The sequence below is a fragment of the Actinoplanes sp. NBRC 101535 genome (genome assembly GCF_030269225.1).
GTDB classification, from domain to species: Bacteria; Actinomycetota; Actinomycetes; order Mycobacteriales; family Micromonosporaceae; genus Actinoplanes; species Actinoplanes rectilineatus.
Genome location: NZ_BSSY01000005.1, coordinates 57,489 through 77,720, shown reverse-complemented (window position 1 = coordinate 77,720; position 20,232 = coordinate 57,489). Strand labels below are relative to the sequence as shown.

At 68.9% G+C, this 20,232-nt stretch carries 13 protein-coding genes; 7 read left to right on the top strand and 6 right to left on the bottom strand.

The genetic code is table 11. The annotated features are described in order from the left end of the window. The first annotated feature begins 202 nt into the window (after positions 1–202). The 7 genes from QSK32_RS15255 (at position 203) to QSK32_RS15225 (ending at position 13,023) form a co-directional block, all read left to right on the top strand. Positions 203–907 (top strand): alpha/beta hydrolase family protein, encoded by a 705-nt coding sequence (locus QSK32_RS15255; RefSeq protein ID WP_285472283.1) that lies wholly within the window; start codon positions 203–205, stop codon positions 905–907. Next, positions 904–4,185, top strand: a complete 3,282-nt coding sequence (locus QSK32_RS15250) for a non-ribosomal peptide synthetase (protein WP_285472282.1) — start codon at positions 904–906, stop codon at positions 4,183–4,185. The genes QSK32_RS15255 and QSK32_RS15250 overlap by 4 nt, the downstream gene beginning before the upstream one ends. Beyond that, positions 4,178–7,279, top strand: a complete 3,102-nt coding sequence (locus tag QSK32_RS15245) for a non-ribosomal peptide synthetase (RefSeq protein ID WP_045743822.1) — start codon at positions 4,178–4,180, stop codon at positions 7,277–7,279. Before QSK32_RS15250 ends, QSK32_RS15245 begins: the two co-directional genes overlap by 8 nt. 94 nt (positions 7,280–7,373) lie before the next feature. Then, entirely contained in the window at positions 7,374–8,060 is a 687-nt protein-coding gene (locus QSK32_RS15240; protein WP_285472281.1) for a class I SAM-dependent methyltransferase, read from the top strand. A gap of 59 nt (positions 8,061–8,119) precedes the next feature. Continuing rightward, positions 8,120–10,168 (top strand): KedN5 family methylcobalamin-dependent radical SAM C-methyltransferase, encoded by a 2,049-nt coding sequence (locus QSK32_RS15235; protein WP_285472280.1) that lies wholly within the window; start codon positions 8,120–8,122, stop codon positions 10,166–10,168. Continuing rightward, positions 10,165–11,730: an amino acid adenylation domain-containing protein gene (locus QSK32_RS15230; RefSeq protein WP_052720652.1), complete on the top strand. Its 1,566-nt coding sequence runs from the start codon at positions 10,165–10,167 to the stop codon at positions 11,728–11,730. The genes QSK32_RS15235 and QSK32_RS15230 overlap by 4 nt, the downstream gene beginning before the upstream one ends. A 54-nt stretch (positions 11,731–11,784) precedes the next feature. Next, the gene (locus QSK32_RS15225; protein ID WP_063775534.1) at positions 11,785–13,023 is read left to right on the top strand and encodes an MFS transporter; all 1,239 of its coding nucleotides are present in this window, start codon (positions 11,785–11,787) and stop codon (positions 13,021–13,023) included. Here QSK32_RS15225 and QSK32_RS15220 read toward each other — a convergent pair. From QSK32_RS15220 to QSK32_RS15195, 6 genes are all read right to left on the bottom strand, one after another. Next, complete coding sequence (locus QSK32_RS15220) at positions 13,009–14,088, bottom strand: thioesterase domain-containing protein (protein WP_045743823.1); 1,080 nt, start codon at positions 14,086–14,088, stop codon at positions 13,009–13,011. The genes QSK32_RS15225 and QSK32_RS15220 overlap by 15 nt on opposite strands. A gap of 435 nt (positions 14,089–14,523) precedes the next feature. Further along, positions 14,524–15,471: an LLM class flavin-dependent oxidoreductase gene (locus QSK32_RS15215; RefSeq protein ID WP_045743824.1), complete on the bottom strand. Its 948-nt coding sequence runs from the start codon at positions 15,469–15,471 to the stop codon at positions 14,524–14,526. After that, positions 15,468–16,721, bottom strand: a complete 1,254-nt coding sequence (locus tag QSK32_RS15210; RefSeq protein ID WP_211275419.1) for a threonine synthase — start codon at positions 16,719–16,721, stop codon at positions 15,468–15,470. The genes QSK32_RS15215 and QSK32_RS15210 overlap by 4 nt, the downstream gene beginning before the upstream one ends. Next, positions 16,718–17,893, bottom strand: coding sequence for a M24 family metallopeptidase (locus QSK32_RS15205; protein WP_285472279.1), 1,176 nt, complete (start codon positions 17,891–17,893; stop codon positions 16,718–16,720). The genes QSK32_RS15210 and QSK32_RS15205 overlap by 4 nt, the downstream gene beginning before the upstream one ends. Beyond that, complete coding sequence (locus QSK32_RS15200; protein ID WP_045743825.1) at positions 17,890–18,891, bottom strand: LLM class flavin-dependent oxidoreductase; 1,002 nt, start codon at positions 18,889–18,891, stop codon at positions 17,890–17,892. Before QSK32_RS15200 ends, QSK32_RS15205 begins: the two co-directional genes overlap by 4 nt. Next, a complete protein-coding gene (locus QSK32_RS15195; protein ID WP_285472278.1) occupies positions 18,891–20,162 on the bottom strand; it encodes a purine-cytosine permease family protein in 1,272 nt (423 codons plus the stop codon). Before QSK32_RS15195 ends, QSK32_RS15200 begins: the two co-directional genes overlap by 1 nt. Positions 20,163–20,232 lie beyond the last annotated feature (70 nt).

The window sequence follows — 20,232 nt, the reverse complement described above, 5'->3', positions numbered from 1 at the left end:
CATGCAAGGCCTTACAAGGGTTAGACGATCACTCAGAGGTTTGATATGAGTGTATGTATCAATCGTCGGCGTGTGACAGGATGAAACTCGAGCGGGGAGCCGTCGGATGCCAGGACTCAACTCCGAGGTCAGACCCGGCAACGACGTTGGATTCAATGACGTCGTTGCCGTTGATTTCGGCTCCGTCGGGGTAGGACGCCCGTTGGACGAGCTATTGTCAGGGGTAACCGACTATGTTTCCCGGGCCTGCGTGGTGGACCCGCTCAGCCTGTCCTGGCGGAGCGGCACGGATCTCCTCGCCCGGAACGCCCGGTCCGTAGCGGAGTCGATCCTCGACCGGGTGCCCGCACGCCCCATCCTGCTGGGCCAGTGTTCGGGGGCAAACTTCACCATCTCTCTCGCAGCCGCGCTGAGCGACGCCGGACGGCCCCCGGGGGCCCTCCTGATCGTGGACCCGCTACAGGTCACACCGGAACTGCTGGGCGAAGAGGCCGCTGCGCTCGTCGGGCGGCTGGGCGGCGACGAGGAACTCGCCCGAGCCGTCGTGGCCGGCCTGCCCGGCGACGCATCTCCGTCCCGGCTGTCCGCCTTCCTCGACGAGAAGTTCCATACGGTGGCCATGCAGCGGGTAGCCGGTCTCGACCTCGACGAGGAGACCGCGAAGACCGTCGCCCACGACATCGTCGGCAGGTACGTCGACTGGCTCTGCTTCCTCGCCGCGCAGATCACCACCGCCGCCCGGCCGGTCACCGCGCCGACCTACCTGGTGGGCCCGCTCGCAGCTGAGTCACTCGCCTGGTTGCCGGACATCGTGGCGGGTGCCGACGCCCCGGATCCCCTCGAGGACGTATCCACCGCCGTCGCGCGGATCCTCGAGCCGACCGGTGCCACGGGTGACCGCCGGTGACCGCCTTCGACGCACAAGCCGCCCTGATCGACATCTGGTGTGAGGTCCTCGACCTCGACGTCGTGGGACCGGACGACGACTTCTACGTGATCGGCGGCGACTCCATTCTTGCCATCCAGGCGGTGGCGATCGCACGGGAGCGGGGACTGTCGATCAGCGTCCGGCAGCTGCTCGAGGCTGGGACCATCCGGGTCCTGGCCGACGGTCTGATCGCGGACGCCCGGTCGACCGAACCGGAATACCAGCCGTTGTCACAACTCTCCGGCGACGACCGGAGCCGGCTCGGGCCGGACGTGGTCGACGCGTATCCGATGACCGCACTGCAACTGGGCATGTTGTTCCACAGCGAGGGGTCGGCACCCGACTCGTATCACAGTGTCAGCAGCGTCGTCGTCCGGCGTCCGATGGACGGGGAGCGGCTTCTGCACTGCCTGACCATCCTCTCCGACCGGCATGCCGCACTGCGGTCGTCGTTCGACATCGAACACTTCTCGGTACCGCTCATACTGGTTCACCGCACCGCGAAGCCTCCGCTCAGCGTCTTCGGTCTCACCACGGAACCGATCGGGGACCGCCGGGAACGGGTGCTGGCCGAGGAACAGGCGGTCAAGCTGGACTGGCACGACGTACCGGTGATCCGGTGGCGGGCGGACGCCCTCACCGCCGACTCCTTTTTGCTCACCTGCAGCGTGCATCATGTCCTGCTCGACGGTTGGAGCAACTGGGCCCTACTGACCGAACTCGTGGAGCGGTACAGCACGGAGGCCGAGGCCGACATCGATCCCCCACCGCCGTTCGGCGAGTACGTCGCCGCCGAACGGGCCGCCCGGGAGGATCCGGCGACGACCCGGTTCTGGTCCGGATACCTGGACGGTGCGCCGTCCGGCCGGATACCGTCCCCGGTCGAACCGCCTGCAGGTGGTGAGCCGACCACAGTCGCCGTGCCCATCCCCACCGACGTCACGGACGGTCTGCTCCGGATCGCCCACGACCGCGGCGTTCCGGTGAAGACGCTCTATCGCGCGGCTCATGCGGTGGCTCTCGGCCGCCTCGAGCCGGACGCCGACGAGGTGTTGATCGGCCTTGTCGTTCACTCACGGCCGGAACGGACCGGCGGTGACGCCGCAGCCGGCCTTTACCTCAACACCGTGCCGCTGCGGATTCCGCTCACCGGATCATGGGAGATGACGGCGAACGCGGTCGCCGCCGCGGAGAAGGCGGTCTACCCGTATCGCGGACTGGCAACAGCCGACATCCAGGCGGCAACGGGCGTGGAGATCGAGAACATCTGTACGTTCGCCGATTATCACGGCATCGACGACCTGGTCCGGCGCGGTCTGGTCGAGCAGGGATCCGCGACGAACGAGGTCTACACCAGTGTGCCGCTCCTGGTGGAGGTCGCCGCGGACGCCGGTACGACAGACCAGAGGCTGCTGTTCCAGTTCCACCCCGATCGTTGGCCGGCTGCCGGTGCACAACGTTTCGTAGCGGATTTTCTAGCCATTCTGGCATCGATGGTGACCGGATTCGACGAGCCGGCCGTGCACCGGCCGGATCCCGCGCCGGCAACGCCGAAGACACTCGTGGACATGCTCCGGCGGGCTCGCGCCGACCACCCGGACCGGCCCGCCATCGCCACCCCCGAGAGCACGTTCACGTACCGGGAACTGGACCACCGGATCGGAATCCTGGCCGCGACGCTCCGCGCGGCCGGGATCGGGCCCGAGGCGCGGGTCGGCGTCCTCCTCCCCCGCACCGCGGACCTGGTGGTGGCGATCCACGCTGTTCTGGAGGCCGGTGCGGCCGTCGTGCCGCTCGACCCCGGTCACCCGGCCGCCCGCAACGCACGGATTCTGACCGCCGCCGGAGTGGACCTGCTTCTCGGCACACCGGCCGGGCTGCCGGGTTTCGCCGGCACGGTGGTGGACGTGTCCGCAACGAACTGGGCGGGCACCGCACCGCCGACACCGAGGACGGACGGTCCGGCTCCCGATCAGCTCGCGTACGTTCTCTACACCTCGGGATCCACCGGAGCGCCGAAGGGCGTGGCGCTCGAACACGCGCAACTCGTCAACCTGGTACGCGGACTGGTCGACCGCGTCGGGCTGACCGCGGAGGCGGTCGTGCTGGCATGGAGCACCGTCGTCTTCGACATGGGGTTCGCCGAGCTGGTCCTGCCGTTGACCCTCGGAGCACGCATCGAACTGGTCGGTGACGTCGAGGCCCGGGATCCGGTTCGGGTCCGCGACCGTATCCGCCGAACAGCCGTGACCGTGGTGGAGGCGACACCGACGAAGCTCCGCCTGCTGACCGAGGTGGGCTGGACCGGTCCGGCCCTCGTACTCAGCGGAGGAGAAGTCCTGCCGCAGAGCCTGGTCCGGGAACTGACCGACGGCGGTTGCCAGGTCTGGAACGGCTACGGCCCGACCGAGACCGCGGTCTACACCACCCTTCACCGCTGCGACCCGGACGGCGCGGGCCCGATCCCGATCGGACGGCCTCTGCCCGGCTACACGGTGGAGGTACGGGACGCGGCCGGTCACGTGGTGCCGGCCGGCACACAGGGCGAGATCTGGATCGGCGGTGCGTGCGTCGCCCGCGGCTACCTCGGCGCGCCGGAACTGACCGCGGAACGCTTCGTCGTCGATGCCTCCGATGGGAGGTACTACCGGACCGGAGATCGAGGCCGGTACCGCCAGGACGGAGAGCTCGAGTTCCACGGCCGGGCGGACAGCCAGGTGAAGCTGCACGGCGTACGCGTCGAACTGGAAGAGGTGGAACAGGCCCTGTCGGCCCATCCCAGCGTCCGGCAGGCGGTCGTGACGGTGGCGAACGACCCGGAGGGCAGTCGGCTGACAGCTCACGTCGCCGCCGACGAGGTCACCCTCGGCGAACTTCGGCGTCACCTGGCCGAGCGGCTCCCGGAGGTGATGGTGCCCACCCGCATCGTGATCTGGAACGAGCTTCCCACCGGGGCGACCGGCAAGGTGGACCGCCGACTTCTGACCACCGGGACGCCGCAGACGCCGGCCGGATCGGCACCGGCCACGCCCTGGGAACGGATCGTCGCCGATCTGTGGGGCGCTGTTCTCGGCATCGCCACGGTCGGCCGCACCGACGACTTCGCCGACCTGGGTGGCGACTCGCTGCATCTCATGCGGCTGATCGGCGCATTCGCCCAGCGTGGACATCCGGTCACGGTGATCGAGCTGAGGACCCACCGAACGGTGGCCGATCAGGCACGTCTTCTGGCCTCCAGGGTTCCCGGCCGTGGCTGACCCGGAGTACGCCGAACCGGTCCTGCCGACACAGCACGAGATCTGGCACCTTGACCGGTATGAGGGCTCCCGAACGGCGCTGCACGTCGTCTCCGTGTGGCGGTTGACGGGTCGGCTGGACGTCACGGCGCTGGCCGCCGCCGTGGACACGGTGGTGGCCTCGCACGAATCACTGCGCAGCGTGTTCGACGACCGGGACGGCCGACCGTCGCTCCGCATCCTTCCTCCCGACAGCGACCTGCTGCGGATCGCCGGCCCGGCGGACTGCACGGATGTCACCGCCGCGGTCGAACGGCTGGTCGAGGAGCCTTTCGACCTGAGTACCGGTCCGCTGTTCCGTTCCACGCTGCTGCAGATGGGGCCGGACGAGAACGTACTCGTCATGGTCCTGCACCACATCGTCGCGGATGCCTGGTCGCTCGGTCTCGTAGAGCAGCAACTTGCTGATGCCTACCGGGCCGTGGTCGCCGGTTCGCCGCCGAAACCGCAGGTCAGGCGACCGCTGCGGGAACTGATCGGGGAATGTCTGTCCGAGAGGGATACCCCGGCTTGGCAGACCGCGCTGGATCACTGGCGACACCGACTCGACGGTGTACCGACCTCGTTCGATCTGCCGTCCACTCCCACGCCGGACGGGTTCGGTGGGTCCACCTTGCTGCGGGCTCTGCCGGCCGTGCTGACGGAGGACGTCCGTCTCTTCGCCCGCGTCCACCGGCTCACGAACGCCAAGGTATTTCTGACCGCCTGCGCCGCCCTCCTCGCGCGCTGGGCGAACAGCCGGGACTTCGTGATCGGTATGCCGTTCGCCGACCGGGCCCGGGCCGGCGTCGACCAGACGGTGGCCTTTCTCACCAATGTCGCCCCGATCCGCGTCACCGTGCGGGAAGACCCGACCTTCCGGGAGCTGGCGGCCCAGGTGGAAGGCCGGTGTGATGAGGTTCTGGCACACCGGGCGGTTCCCCTGGCAGACGTCCTGCGGGTGGTACGGACGGCCGGGGACGGTAACGGTGTGTCCCTCACCGACGTGGTGTTCACCCATCGGCGCGATCCGGGAGGACGGCTGAGCCTGCCCGGCGTGGAGGTCGAGGCATTCCCCGTCGACATACCGCACACTCTCTACGGTCTGGCCGTACAGATGGAGGAGAGCGGCACGGCGATCGCCGTGCGTCTCGACAGCCGCACCATCGCCCGCCCGGAATTGGACCGTCTCTGCGACCGGTATGTCACGCTGCTGGCCGCCGCGGTCGCGGATCCGGACACACCACTCTCGGCTCTGCCGATCCTGCTGCCGGACGAGCGGTGGGTCGCCACCGGACGGCCGGACGACGACGTCGTCCGTACCGAACCGGCCCGGACCCTGGCCGCCACGATCACTCGGGACGCCATGCGCACGCCCGGCCGGGTGGCCGTCCGGGATCGGGACGGCACCCTCACCTATTGGCAGTTCCTCACGCAGGCCCGGCGGATCTGCCACCGCCTGCGAGAGGATGGTGTGCGACCCGGTGATGTCGTCGGCGTCTGCGCGGAACGCGATCGGTACCTCGTGTCGGCTCTGTTCGGCATCCTGCTGGCCGGCGGGGTCTACCTCCCCCTCGACCGGGATTGGCCGAGCGCCCGGCTCACCGCCGTCCTCGCCGATGCGGGAGCACGCCGCGTTCTCTGTTCCGCTACGTCCGCGCACCAGCTGGGTGCGCGAGCGCTTCTGATCGACGCGGTGGCGACCGCCGGCCCGGCACCACCCGTCGATGAGTCACGCCTGGACGGTGCCGCTTACATCATGTATACGTCCGGGTCGACCGGGCGCCCCAAAGGTGTGCTGGTCGGGCATCGCGCCCTCGCCGAGGTGATGGCGGAGATGGCCCGGCTGACCGGCATGACCGCGGGCGAACGGATGCTCGCATCGACCACGACCACGTTCGACATCTCTCTGATCGAGATTCTCCTTCCCCTGGTCACGGGGGCGACCGTGGTGATGGCCGACGACGAGCAGGTCCAGGATCCGGCGAGCCTGGGTGGGCTGATCGACCGGGAGGAGGTGGACGTGGTCCAGGCGACTCCGAGTGTCTGGGCCGTCCTCGACCCACCGGCTCGCCGGCTACGAGCCGCCCTGTGCGGCGGGGAGACGATGAGCGCCGAGGTACGGGACCGGCTGCTCACGATCGCGGAGCAGGCCTGGAACTGGTACGGCCCGACCGAGGCGACCATCTGGGCCACCGGCTGGCGGGTGGAGCACGGAGGGCCGGTCTCGATCGGCCGGCCGATGCGCCATGTCCGGGCTTGGGTACTGGACGAATGGAATCGACCATGCCCACCCGCCACGCCCGGAATGCTGGTGCTCGGTGGGACCGGCATCGCGGAGGGTTACCTCAACCGGCCGGATCAGACCGCTCTCCTGTTCCGCACGGACCTCGTTCCCCACTCCCCCCGTGAACGCGCGTACATCACCGGCGACTCGGCCGTCTGGTCCGCTGAGGCGATGCTGTCGCTCCGCGGCCGGGCCGACGACCAGGTCAAGATCAGCGGACACCGCATCGAACTGGGCGAGGTCGAGTCGACCCTCCGCCGGGTACCGGGCGTCCGGGACGTCGCCGTGGTGCGATTCGACGGTCACGCGGGCCGCGCCGCGCTCGCGGCATTCGTGGTACCGGACGGCACGCTCGTACCGGCCGCCCTGTCCACGCGACTCCAGGAGGAACTCGACGCCGAGTTGCCGGTCTACATGCGGCCTCGGGTAGTGCTGCCGATCGATGAACTTCCCCGGTTGCCGAGTGGGAAACTCGACCGGCCCCGCCTCGCCGCCACCGTCACCCCGGAACGAATCGGGACGGGGGCGGAGACGGTCGATCGGATTCCCGTCGATCCGGTACGGATCCGGCTCGGCGCGATCTGGACCGGCATTCTCGGCATAGAACCGGTTCCGGAGCAGGCGGACTTCTTCCGGCTGGGTGGCGACTCCCTCGGCGCGGCACAGGCGCTCGCACTGGCCGGACGGGCCTTCGGTGTACGCCTCTCCCTACGCGATTTTCTGGCCGAACCCACGCTCGGCACCATGGCCCGCCTGATCGACACCGCCCGTCCCGCCGATGCTCGCTGAGGAGTAGTCACACTCACCCCGATCGGAAGGCGCCGATGTGCCCAGTCGCACCGAAGGTACGAGCCGGCCAGGATCCGCATGGACCTCCGCCGACGTGGCCCACTATCTGAGGGCATACCAGAAGACCCATACCAACGAGCTCGCGACGGCCCAGGTGGACGGCGCGGTCACGCTGGCCGGGACTCCGCCGGACGGCGATGTGCTCGATGCCCCCTGCGGCGCGGGCCGGCACAGTCGCGCGCTGGCAGCCTCCGGTCACCATGTGACGGGCGTGGACTCGTCCCAGGACATGCTGGACGCCGCTCGGGCCGTCCACGCACCGGCCGGTGTCCAATGGGTCCGGGCCGACTACCGCGACCTGCCCTTCCGGGCAGGCACGTTCGACACCGTCCTCAACCTGTTCACCTCGTTCGGTTTCTGCGGCGACGACGGCGACCAGGCGGTTCTGGATGAATTCCAGCGTGTGCTCCGGCCCGGGGGCCGGCTGGTCATGGACACCACGCACCGTGACCGGGTGATCAGCGAACTGGCCGCCGAGAATCGGACGGACGTTGCCGGGCAGGCCGGAGAAACCACCTGGGATGTTCACTCAGGATGGATGCACATGTCGCTTCTCGACCGAACGGACGGACACCGATCGGTGAGCCGTATCCGCGTCTACACCCCGTCCGAGCTGGACCGGATGCTCGTCCGTGCCGGGTTCCGGGAGGTGTCCGTCTTCGGCGGGCTGGACGGCCGCCCCCTCGGCCGGCGGACCCGCCTCGTGGTCGTCGCGGCATAGGCCCTCGCACCGCTTCCGTCACCTTCCGTCAACCTGCTCTTTCGCATGGGGGAATCCGCATGGCTGATCCGGCATCACACGACAGTGCGAATATCAGCGTCTTCCTGGTACAGCAAGGCGTCTGGGACATGCCCCTGGAGTCCATGCCACTGGCATCCGGATACCTGAAGGCGACCGCCCTCACCGATGATCTCGTTCGGCGCTCGGCCAGCATCGACATCAAGAATTTCCGCGGAGGGACGACCAATTCCGCGATGGCGAACGAATTGTTCTCCGACGGTACGCCTGACGTGATTGCATTCTCGGTGCTCGGCTGGAACTACCGAGCCTTCGGGGCGCTCGCCGCCTCTTTCCGGCAGCTCAACCCGGACGGCTGGGTCATCTTCGGCGGAACTCATGTCGCCGGGCAGGCAGAACGTGTGTTCCGCATGTTCCCGGAGGTCGACGTGGTCGTCAACGGAGAGGGTGAGCTGACCTTTCGCGATCTGCTGAGTGCCCGCATCCGTGGTGACGACCGCCGGGCTCTGCACCACGTCGACGGGATCTCCTTCCAGCACGAGGGGACCACCGTCACGACAGCCGATCGTGATCGCATCGAAGACCTTGAGGTCATCGCGTCTCCGGTACTGACCGGAGCAATCGATCTCACCGACGAACACGGCGCCTTCCGTTACGACGTAGCACTGATGGAGACCAATCGCGGCTGCCCGTACAAATGTGCCTTCTGTTATTGGGGTGGCGCCGTCGGGCAGAAGATCCGTGCGTTCTCGCTGGACCGGCTCCGCCGAGAGTTGGAGGTGTTCGGTCGCCTGAAGGTGCACACCGTGGTGGCGTGTGACGCCAACTTCGGCCTGCTGCCGGGGGATGTCGACTTCGTCGAGGCATTGATCGAGACCAGAGAACGGTTCGGTTTCCCCCGGGCGCTGGAGACCTCGTGGGCGAAGAACAAGTCGAAGACCTTCTACCGCATCGTCAAGCGCATGAAGGAGGCCGGCATGCGCAGCTCCTTCACGCTCGCTCTACAGACTCTGGACGAACGGGCGCTCGACAGCATGAACCGGCGCAACATGAAGCTGAACGATTGGGAGGAACTGTCGGCCTGGCTGGACCGGGAGGGCCTGGACTGCTACGCCGAACTCCTCTGGGGTGCTCCCGGCGAAACGGTGAAGTCGTTCATGGAGGGCTACGACCGGCTCTCCCGGCGTGTCTCGCGGATCGCGGTGTATCCGATCATGCTGTTGCCGAACACCGACTACTTCGAGAAGAAGAAAGAATACGGCATCACCTCGGTTCGGGGTGACCACGACGACTTCGAGTACGTACTGGCGCACCACACCATGACGTTCGCGGAGAACCGGCAGATGCAGCGATTCCTGTTCTGGGCTCGGGTGATCGCCGAGAACGCGGTTCTGCGGTACATCTGGTTGCCGCTCCGGCAGTTGGCCGGGCTCACCCAGTCACAGGTCCTGCTCGACCTGGACACGTGGATCGTCGAGACGGCGCATCCGGCCGCGGCCCCGCTGCGATCCCACGCCGCAACGGCGATGGGTGGCACCGCGGCGTTCGGCGCGGCGATCACCTACCTGTACACCGACCCGGCGGGCCGTCGGTTGCTCCAGGTCTGGTGGCAGGAGTCCATCCGACCACGGTTGCCCACTGCGATGACGCCCCTGCTGGACGACGTCTTCCGGTACGACCTGGTGACCCAGCCGGTCTATCTCGGCGGCGCGGGCGACGCCCGCGCCGACGACCTTCCCGTGATCGAGCTGTACGGGGAGACCTACCACGTCCGGCACGGTATCCGGCTCGACCACGACGTGCCGAGGATCCACAGCGACCTGCGTGCTGATCGGGACCCGGATCTCCGGCCGACGGAACGGGTCGTCGACCTCTATTACCGGACCGGGGCGGTCGCGGCGGTCACCTCCACGAATCACGAGATCGTCGTGCACTTCATGGGAATGACCGAGCAGCAGGTCCGGCGTCATGCGATCGGTGACGCCGGCCGCGGCGGGCCGGCCGATGACGGGGCTGGTCCCGAACCGGTCCACCCCGGTGACCGAACCACTCTCACCATCCTGAACTCCGACGAAGGTGGCTGCTCGTGACTACACACCTCCAGGCCGATGCCGGTATCCCGAGCCTGGTACGGGCGCAGGTCCGCCGGCACGGCCCGGAACTCGCGGTAATGGACGGGAACACCACCCTCACCTACGACCGTCTCTGGCAACGAGCTTCGATGCTGGCCGAGCGACTCATTGCGACCGGGGTCGACAGCCAGGACCGCGTCGGCATCGCCGTCGAGGGGTCCGTCGACGTCGTCGTGGTGTTCCTGGGCGTGCTGCTCGCCGACGCCGTGCCGGTACCGCTGGATCACTCGTACCCGCCGGCACGGCTGGCCTTCATCGCCGGGGACGCCGGACTGGAGGTTCTCGTCGGCAACGCTCGTACACTCGGGCATCTGCCGGCCGATCTCCCCATCCGCGCGATCATCGACCTGGACGGCATCCCCGACCGGCCGCCCTCCGTCGATCTCCTGGGCCGGCGCGTGCCACGCCCTGAGAGCCGACTGTCATACCTGCTGTACACCTCAGGGTCGACCGGGCAGCCTAAGGGCGTGATGTACCGGGAGGACTCGTTCATCTCCCTGGCTCGCTGGCAGGTGGCGGACTCGATCTTGGACGGTCGCGGACCCACCCGCACGCTCCAGTTCGCGCCTGCCTCGTTCGACGTGTCGTTCCAGGAGGTTTTCTCCACCCTGCTCGCCGGCGGAACCGTCGTCTGCCCGGACGTCAGCGTCCGCAACGATCCGGATCTGCTGTCCCGCGTCATCGCCGAACACCGAGTTGAGCGGATCTTCGTACCGTTCATCGCGTTGCAACTGCTGGCCGCCTTCGGGAACCGAGACGCCCTGCGCGGCAGCACTCTGCGGGAGGTGGTGTCGGCCGGAGAACAACTGCAGTGCACCGATGAGATCATCGCGCTGTTCGAGGGAACCGGTGCCACACTGGTCAATCAGTACGGGCCGACCGAGACCCATGCCGTCCTGCGTCACCGGTTGGACACCGATTACCGCTCCTGGCCGCGTCTTCCGTCGGTCGGCACCCCGGTACGGGGTGCTCGGCTCACGCTCGTCGACCGCGACGGGGCAACCGTGGACGACGGCGCCGAGGGTGAGCTGACAGTCACCGGGGAACTCGTCGCCAACGGCTACCTGGGCCGGCCCGACCTCACCGCCCAGCGTTTCGCCGGCCTGGACGGGCCGGGGCGCAGTCGCAGCTACCGTACGGGCGACATCCTGCGAAGGGACGCCGACGGCATCTATCACTTCGTCGGTCGCGCGGACGAACAGGTCAAGATCCGTGGGGTCCGGATCGAACCGGGCGAGATAGAAGCGGTCCTGGGTACGTCACCTGAGGTGTCCGCCGTCGCTGTGACCACGGTGGGCGACGATCCGCTGAATCGCGTACTCGTCGCGGTGCTGGTGCCCGCACCCGGCACCGTGGCCGACGTCCGCGACATGCGCCGGTTCCTGCTCAGCCGGGTTCCCAAGCACCTCATCCCACGGAGTTTCGCAATCGTCGATATGATGCCCCGGCTGCCGAGCGGCAAGATCGATCGTGCCGCCGTACGGGCGCTCGCGATCGCCGCCGCGGAACGCCACCACTGACCTTCGCTCGCCGCGGCAAAGGAGCCGCCGCAGACAGAACGTGAGGTTTGATCGATGACAACCTATCGTCAGATCCTGGCCATCCGCGAATTCCGCGTACTCTTCACCGCCACCTCGGCAACGGTCATCGCCAAGATGATGGAGACCTTAGGCTTGGCGGCACTGGTGTACGCGAAGACCGGGTCACCCCTGCTCGCCGCGGTCGCATACCTCGGAGGCTTCCTGCCTCAGGCGCTCGGCGCGATGACGTTGCTGTCCGTGGCCGACCGGCTGCGACCACGGACCGCGCTGGCCACCTGGTCGGCCGTGCACGCCACCGCTCTCGTCCTGATGGCGACCGGCGTCCTGCCACTCTGGGCGATGCTGGCGCTGCTCATGATCCTGGGGTTCGGAGACCCGGTGGCGGGGGCGATCAGCAACGCCCTGGTCGTGGACGTGTTGCCGGAGGAGGCCTACGTCCTGGGCCGTTCGCTGCTCAACGTCGGCATCGGTAGCATGCAGATCGTCGGGTACGCGGTCGGCGGTATCGTCCTCGCACTGGTCAGCCCGATCGGCGCCCTGTGGACCGCGGCGGGCGTGGGCTTCGCCGCCTCGCTCGTCTTCCGGCTCCGCCTCCAAGACCGGGAACCACGAGCAACCGGGCGTGCCTCCCTGGCCGCCACCTGGGCCGGCAACCGGACACTGTTCAGCTCGTCGTCGATCCGGCGCCTTCTGCTGGCGTTGTGGCTGCCCGCCAGCCTCATCGTCGGGGTCGAGTCGATGTTCGTCCCGTACGGCGGCAAGGCTGCCGGTGCCCTCCTGACCGCCGCCGCGGTCGGGATGCTCATCGGCGACCTGACCATCGGCCGATGGACGAGCCCCGAGACGCGCACCCGGCTGACGATGCCGCTCTTCCTCCTGCTCGCGTGCCCGTATCTGGTATTCGTGTTGCACCCGAATCTGGCGGTGGCCACCGGGATAGCCTTCGTAGCCTCGTTCGGCTACGCCGGCATCCTCTCCCTGCAGGAACGCTTCGTTTCGCTGGTACCGAAACCGATGCTGGGACAGGCGATGGGCGTGGTGGGCAGCGGCCAGAGCACGATGCAGGCCCTGTGCGCCATCATGGTCGGAGGTCTGGCGCAGGTGACGGAACCCGCGACCGCCATCGCCACGACCGCCCTCGTCACCGTGGTGGTGACGCTGGCCCTGCTGGCCAAGCCGTGGCCGAAGACATCCGGGGAGCAGCTGTCCGGCGGCAGCCCGTCCGATCCACCGAATGCCGCGGAACCCGAGGCCTCGTCACGAGAGGGGTGACGCCCCCGCCGCCCCACTCAGCAGGGGCCGGACGATGTCCGCGATGCGCCGGGAACCCCGCTCGTCCAGAAGGAGGGAATGTGGCAGATCCACCTGGCGGACCTCGACCTCGTCCGCCAGCCGCCGCCACCCCAGAGCCGGATCGGTCACCGGTTCGTTCCCGCGGATGACGAACAACCGGCCCGGATAGTGTTCGATGTCGTGGCGCGCGAGTGCCTCCAGATTTCCCGCCAGGGTGTCGCGCAGTACAGCGAATTTCTCGATGGGATAGGAAACGTCTACCAAACCCGCCTCGACAGCTTGTCGATGCAGGTCCGGGAGGGTCAGGGTACGCCCGCGGGGTATCCGCTCCGAACCGTTGTCGAGGAGCGTCCGCGCCAGGCGGTCGGTGGCCTCGGCGACGGAATCGGACGGCTGACCGGCCATGGAAGCATCCGCATCGACGATGATGATGAGCGGGGCCTGCCCGGTACGCTGACGAATGATTCTCGCAATCTCCACGGAAACGACACCGCCGAACGAGAAACCGAGAATCCGGAACGGACCGTCCGGGGTCAGCGACATCATGGCGTCGGCGGCGGCCCGCGCAATCTCGGAGATATCACGATGCGGCCGCCCCCCGGCGAGCCCGGTCGCCTGCAGACCGTACAACGCCTGTTCAGCGCCGATCGCGGCGGCCAGTGCGAAATACCGGATGACGCTGCCGCCGATCGGATGAGCGCAGTACAACGGCACGGAACCCGCGGCGACCTGCAATGCGACCAGAATGCCGGCGTCGGCGGCCGGGGCGATGTCTCCGCGCAGGGTGAATGCGATCCCCGCGATGGTCGGCGCCCGCACCACATCAGCCAGACTGATACGTACGCCGAACCGGGATCGAATTCTGGCGGTCAAGGTGATCACTTGAAGTGAATTCAGTCCGGCGGTGAAGAGATTCTCGTCGACACCGATATCGAAACGTCCCAGGATATCGCGGACCATGCGCCGGAGTTCCCGCTCGGAAGCGAATCTCGGTTGAACGGTCGGGCGCCGGCCGGCGGAGGGGCCGGCCTCGGGCGAACTCATCTGGTGATCACTCCCGTCTGCGTTCTCACACCTCCGAGAGTAGATCAAAATCGATTTTTCAACACCCTCCGCAACGGTCCGGACACAAGCTCTGCCCGGCGCATGAAACGGTTCACCGGGTGAACAGGAACGTGATCAACAGCAGGGCCGGGACGCAGGCCACCGTGGAGGTGAACACCGCGTCCCGGACCAGCGTCAACGCCATCCCCGACGGATCAAACACGACGGTTGGCTATTCAGGCCGAACAGTCCGCTCGTTCGGGCCCGCTGGACCGGAGAGGAAGAACTGGTTGAAGCCCGGGCTGCGACCGCTGGGACTGCCCGTTCCGCAGTTCTCCTGCCTGGACCTGCTCGGCCAGGGCCCGGGCTGTCGGCGGCGGAGCCGGCCCGGGGCGTGTTCGTCACCCGGCAGTCGACAAGCGGTAGAGACCGAGATCAGGCGATCTCCCGGGCCACCCGCAACGTCTCGACCGGGTCGACCGCCGGATCGTCCCGAATCACCGCCACGTCCAGCCCCGCCGCGGCCCACCGTTCGAGCCCACGAGCGGCCCCGGCCACGTCACCGGCGATCACCACCTCGTCGAGCAGCGCGTCACTGACCAGGTCGGCCCGGGGCGCCCCGGCCAGCCATCCCGCCCGCAGCCAGGCGGCGAGCGCCGGGTCCACCCCTGCTTCCCGGGTGATCACGTGGTCGCCGTGCACACCGAGGTACTGCGCCGCCATCGGCCGGATCCGGTCCCGGGCCACAGCCGGATCCGGGTCCACCGAAACCCCTATGTAGGCGGAGATCTCGGTGCCGGCACCGACCTGCGAGCGCACCCATCGCACGTATCCCGGCCCGGCCAGGATCGACAGCAGTAGCCCGTCGGCGACCGCACCACCCCGGGCCACCGCCCGGGGCCCCTTGACGCCGAGCACGATCGGCGGGTCCGGCCGGACCGGGGTGAAGGACAGCCCGGTGTCCACCTGATGGAAGTCCCCGTCGAAGGTGACGTGCCGTCCGGTCAGCACCTGCCGGATGACGGACAGAGCCTCCAGCGTCCGTGCCAGCGGCCTGTCGAACGGAATCCCCAGGTTGTCGGTCATCCAGTGGGCGTTGCTGGCGCCCAGTCCCAGCACCGCCCGGCCGCCGCTGAGCTCGTCGAGGGTGGCGAACTCCATGGCGGTCAGCACCGGATGCCGCGTCCACGGGTTGACCACCCCGATGCCCACCCGGACCCGCGAGGTGTGGGCGGCCACCGCTCCGGCCAGCGCGAACGCACCCCGCTCAAAGTAGTCCTCGGTCAGCCAGACGTCGTTGAACCCGGCCTCCTCGGCGGCCACCGCGGCCCGGACCGCCCCCGCCGAGTCCCGCCGGCCGGAGATCGAGAACGCGAGCCTCACGACACCGCCCCACCCGAGAACGACAGCACCCGGTCCAGGTCGGCGGGAGACGGCTCGATCACCGGCACGTCGGTCAGCCGGGCCGCCGTGGCGCCGACGTCCTTGAGCCCGGTGGACGTCCCGATGACCACCGCGGTCTCGGACGGCGCCACCAGCCCGGCGGCCACCGCCTTCCGCAGGGCCACCACGGCGGTGATGCTCGACGCCTCCAGGTACATCCCGGCGTGCCGGGCCAGTTCCAGCTGTGCCGCCATGATCTCCTCGTCGTCCGGGGTGGCCACCGCGGCCCCGCCGGACGCCTCTACCGCCGCCCGGCTCTGCCAGGTCCAGAACGGTGAGGCGGTGGAGAACGCCACCGACGGCCGGACGGCCACCGGTTCCCCCGATCCCATTGCAGCCGCGAGCGGGCCGAACGGCTCCGCGACGAGCAGTCGCGGCACCTTTCCGATCACCCCGAGTGCTACCAGGTCGGCGAAGCCGCGGCCGATGCCGGCCAGCCCGTCGCCGTAGGCCACCGGGACGACCACGACGTCGGGCACCGACGGCAACTGTTCCACCAGCTCGTAGGCGATCGTCTTGTAGCCGTCGACGCCGAACGGGTGCGAGCCGGCCGGCGGGTCCGCGTACCCCGACATGGCCATCCACCCGCGTGCGGCGACCAGCTCGCGCATCAGATGCCAGCGATCCACCGGCCGGGGCAGGGCGACCACCCGCGCGCCGTAGGCCTGCATCAGCGTCTTCATCGTGGCCGGCACCGAGGCGATGGTCAGCACCACGCAGCGCAGTCCGGCCCGGGCCGCGTAGGCCGCGATCGCCGCGCCGTGGTTGCCGGTGCTGGCCACCACCACGGTCTCCGCGCCCACCTCGACCGCCTTGGTGGTGGCCACCGCGGCCAGCCGGTCCTTGTAGGACCAGGTCGGGTTGCGGCTCTCGTCCTTCACCCACACCCCGCCCAGTCCGAGCCCCTCGGCCAGCCCGGGCAGCGGGACCACCGGCGTGCCGCCCTCGCCGAGACTCACCGGCACCGTCGCGTCGGCCAGGGGCAGCAGGGCCCGGTGCCGGAAGATCCCCGGCGCGCCGGTCACGGTCGGGACACCGGTCAGACCCGTCATCCGGTACGCGGGAAGCACGTTGGCCGGGCTCCCCTCGGCCGCGCAGGCCGGACAGCCGGCGCCGATCAACCCGATCGACGGGTCGGGATATCCCGCACCGCAGCGGACGCAGCGCAGTTCCCCGGTGTAGGCGCTCATGCCGGCACCACGGTCAGCTCGCGGGAGCCCGCGCAGAGCATCGTGTGTCCGTCCTCGGTGATCACCACGGTGTCCTCGACCATCATCCCGCCCCAGCCCAGCTCGTAGTACGGCGTCTCGAAACAGAACGTCATCCCCGGTCGCAGCGCGACGTCGACGCCGGGCGCGATGATCGGCGGCTCGTAGACGGCTAGCCCGATGCCGTGCCCGCAGTGCTGGCGCCGATAGCTCGGCACGCCCGCCGCGGTGCCCTCGAGTCCGAGCCTGAACAGTGCGGTGGCGCTGATCCCGGGCCGGGCCGCGTCCAGCTGTGCCTGCTCGCCGGCGTGCACGGCGGCGTACACCCGGCGCTGGCGGTCGTCCGGCTCGCCCAGCACGGCGGTCCGCCCGATGTCCGACCAGTAGCCGTCGACCACGCACCCGACGTCGAACCGGGCCGTCTCGCCCGGCTGCCACGCGCGCGACGTCGGCACCACGTCGGCGAGGGCGCTGTTCGGGCCGGTGGTGGCCACCACGAACCGGGGATCACCACCGCCGGCGACCATGGTGGCGGCGATGACCGCGGCCAGCTCGCGTTCGGTGGTGCCGGGGCCGGCCACGGCCAGCGCGGCGGTGACGGCGGATTCGCTCAGCCGCGCGGCGTACCCCAGAAGACGCACCTCGCCCGGCAGTTTGACGGACCGGGCCGCGGAGGCCACGCCGGTCTCGTTCTCGTGGGCGACGCGCGTCCCGGGACGCAGGCGGGCGACCACCTCGCGGACCGCCGTCTCCAGATCCGGATGGCGGTCCGCCATCCGGGTGATCGCCGCGTGATCCGCCTCCCCGGTGCCGGCCTCGACGTAGAAGCGACCGAAAGGGACTATCCGATCGACCGGGATCCCGGCGGCCGCGGCGGCGGGCGCGTCGGAGGCGGCGCAGACCAGCCAGAGGTCGTCGGCGGTGACCACCGCGGCGATCCGGTGTGCCCGGAAGACCTGACCGGGCATGCTGCGGTAGCCGGTCGCGTAGAGGACACTCTCGGACTCGGTCAGCACGATCGCGTCGCAGGGCGCGGCCGCCAGCTCGGCCCGCAGCCGGGCCAGGCGCTCGGCGGCCAGGGCGGTGAGATCGACCTGCGGGCGTTCCGGCAGCACCGCCGTCGCCAGGGCGGCCGTGATCAGCGCGGCGCTCACCGGGCGATCACCTCCTGACCGAATCCGGCCATCATGTCGATGGTCTCGCCGACCGAACCGGCGGCGAACAACAGCGCGGCCATCGTGGTGACGCCGGCCTCGCGGTACTGCTCGACCTGCTCGATGATGTCCTGCGGCGTACCGATCAGGTTGCGCGAGATCAGGTCGTCGACGCCCTGGTCCTTCAACGTGGTCTTGGACAGCGACACCAGGTGGTGGAAGAGCTGCGACGACTCGAACCGCCGCCACGCCTCCTCCCGGGTGGGCGCCACGCTCACACACACCTGAAGAGCCACGTCGAAATCGTCACCGAGGGTACGTCCGTGCTGCTCGGCCTCCGCCCGGATCAGGCCGAGGCCGCTCGCCACCTCGGCCGGTGACAGGCAGGCCGGCAGCCATCCGTCGGCCAGCCGGGCGGCACGGGACCGGCTGCCCGGGGCGTTCCCGCCGGACAGGATCGGCAGCGGTGTCTGCACCGGTTTCGGGTAGCTCTCCACGTCGTCGAACTTCACCCACTTGCCGTCGAAACCGGCCCGTCGCTCGGTGAACAGCCTGCGGAGCGCGACGATCGCCTCCTCGGCGTGCTCGCCGCGGTGCAGCGGGGTGCCGGGCGCCATCGCCTGGAACTCCTCGCGGTACGCGCCGATCCCGACCCCGAGGACCGCCCGGCCGTGCGACAGGTGGTCCAGGGTCGCGACCTGCTTGGCGGCGACCACCGGGTTGCGGAACGGCAGCACCATGATCGCGGTAGCCAGCCGGATCCGTTCGGTGACGGCGGCGACATAGCTGAAGTAGGCGAACGGGTCGTAGTAGCGCGGCGGGGTGTCGAAACCGTCCCGCACGTACCGCTGGGTGGTGATGTGGTCGTTGCCCCACACCGACTCGAACCCGTACTCCTCGGCCTTGATCGCGAGTTCGACCGCCTGGTCGATGTCGGCGTACGGGACGGCGTACATCAGGCCCTCGGTGCCGGTCGGCACTCCCAGTCCGTAGCGCATCAGGCGGCGACCTTCTTCTTGAGTGCCATTCCGGCAAGGGTGTGAAGAACGAACCCGGCGACCAGGCCCTCGATCGCGTTGGCCAGCAGGAAGTCGGTGTAGTAGGCGAGCAGCGCGGCGGCGATCCAGCAGACGACGGCCTCCCAGCGCACCGCCGGCAGGTCCTTGAGCACGTTCTCGACCCGGCGTTCGAGGATCCAGAAGTGCGCGATCAGCAGGCCGGCGAACGGCGGCACCACCACGCCGATCACGGTGAGGAACCTGCCGAACTGGCCGGCCACCCCGAGGAAGGCGATGGCCACCGCGATCACCACGGCGACGACGGTCCACACCGGCTTGGAGATCTTCAGCTTGACCAGGTTCGACGCGGAGGTGAAGGCCAGCGAGGCACTGTAGATGTTGTTGTCGGCGGTGTTCCACAGCGCCAGGAAGAGCAGCACCGCGGCCGGGGCGAGCAGGCCCAGACCCTGCATGACGACCACGAAGTTGCTGTTGCCGACCTTCATCGCCGAGACCGTCGCGATGACCTCGAAGATGCCGACGCCGACCACGAAGCTGAGCACGCAGGAGATCACCACGTCGCGGGCCTTGAGGGCGTACCGCTGCACGTCGGAGACCAGAGCCGCACCGGTGACCCAGGTGGCGATGACCGAACTGACCGCCGCCGAGAACCCGATCGACGCCGCCGGGGAGGCGTCGAAGACCGCACCGAATCCGCCCTCCAGGCTCCCGATCCGGAACAGTGCGAACAGGCCGATCGCCACCTGCACCGGCACGGCGACCATCGAGAACTTGTGCAGTCCCTTGAACCCGAAGATCGCGGTGGTGAGGATCGCCAGGGCGAACCCGATGACGAACACCGACGACGGGATCGCCGGGATCAGCTTGTGGACCGCGCCGCCCCAGGTGTCCATCAGCACACCGATGAAACCCATCGCGATCACGCCGAGCACGATCGAGACGACCACCGAGCCGGACCGCCCGAACACCGCACGGGACGCGAGATAGCTGGTCAGGCCGGTTCGGAAACCGATGATGCCGATCAGCGACGCCACCACGGCCAGCACCAGGTTGCCCACGCCGATCGCGGCCATCCCCTCGCCGAACGTGGTGCCGGCGCCGACCACGCCGCCGACCAGGAAACTGCTCACACTGATGTTCCAGCCGACCTGCACCACGATCAGCTGCAGCAGTGGTTTGCGCTGCGAGGCCGGTACGGCTTCGAGGGCATGGTCGTCCATGTCCGCCACGAGGGTCCTGTCGTCGGGCATCGCGCTCTCCTGATAGCCGGGCTGGTCGCGGTTAGCGATTCACCACATAATCGAGGCGTCCCACGACCGA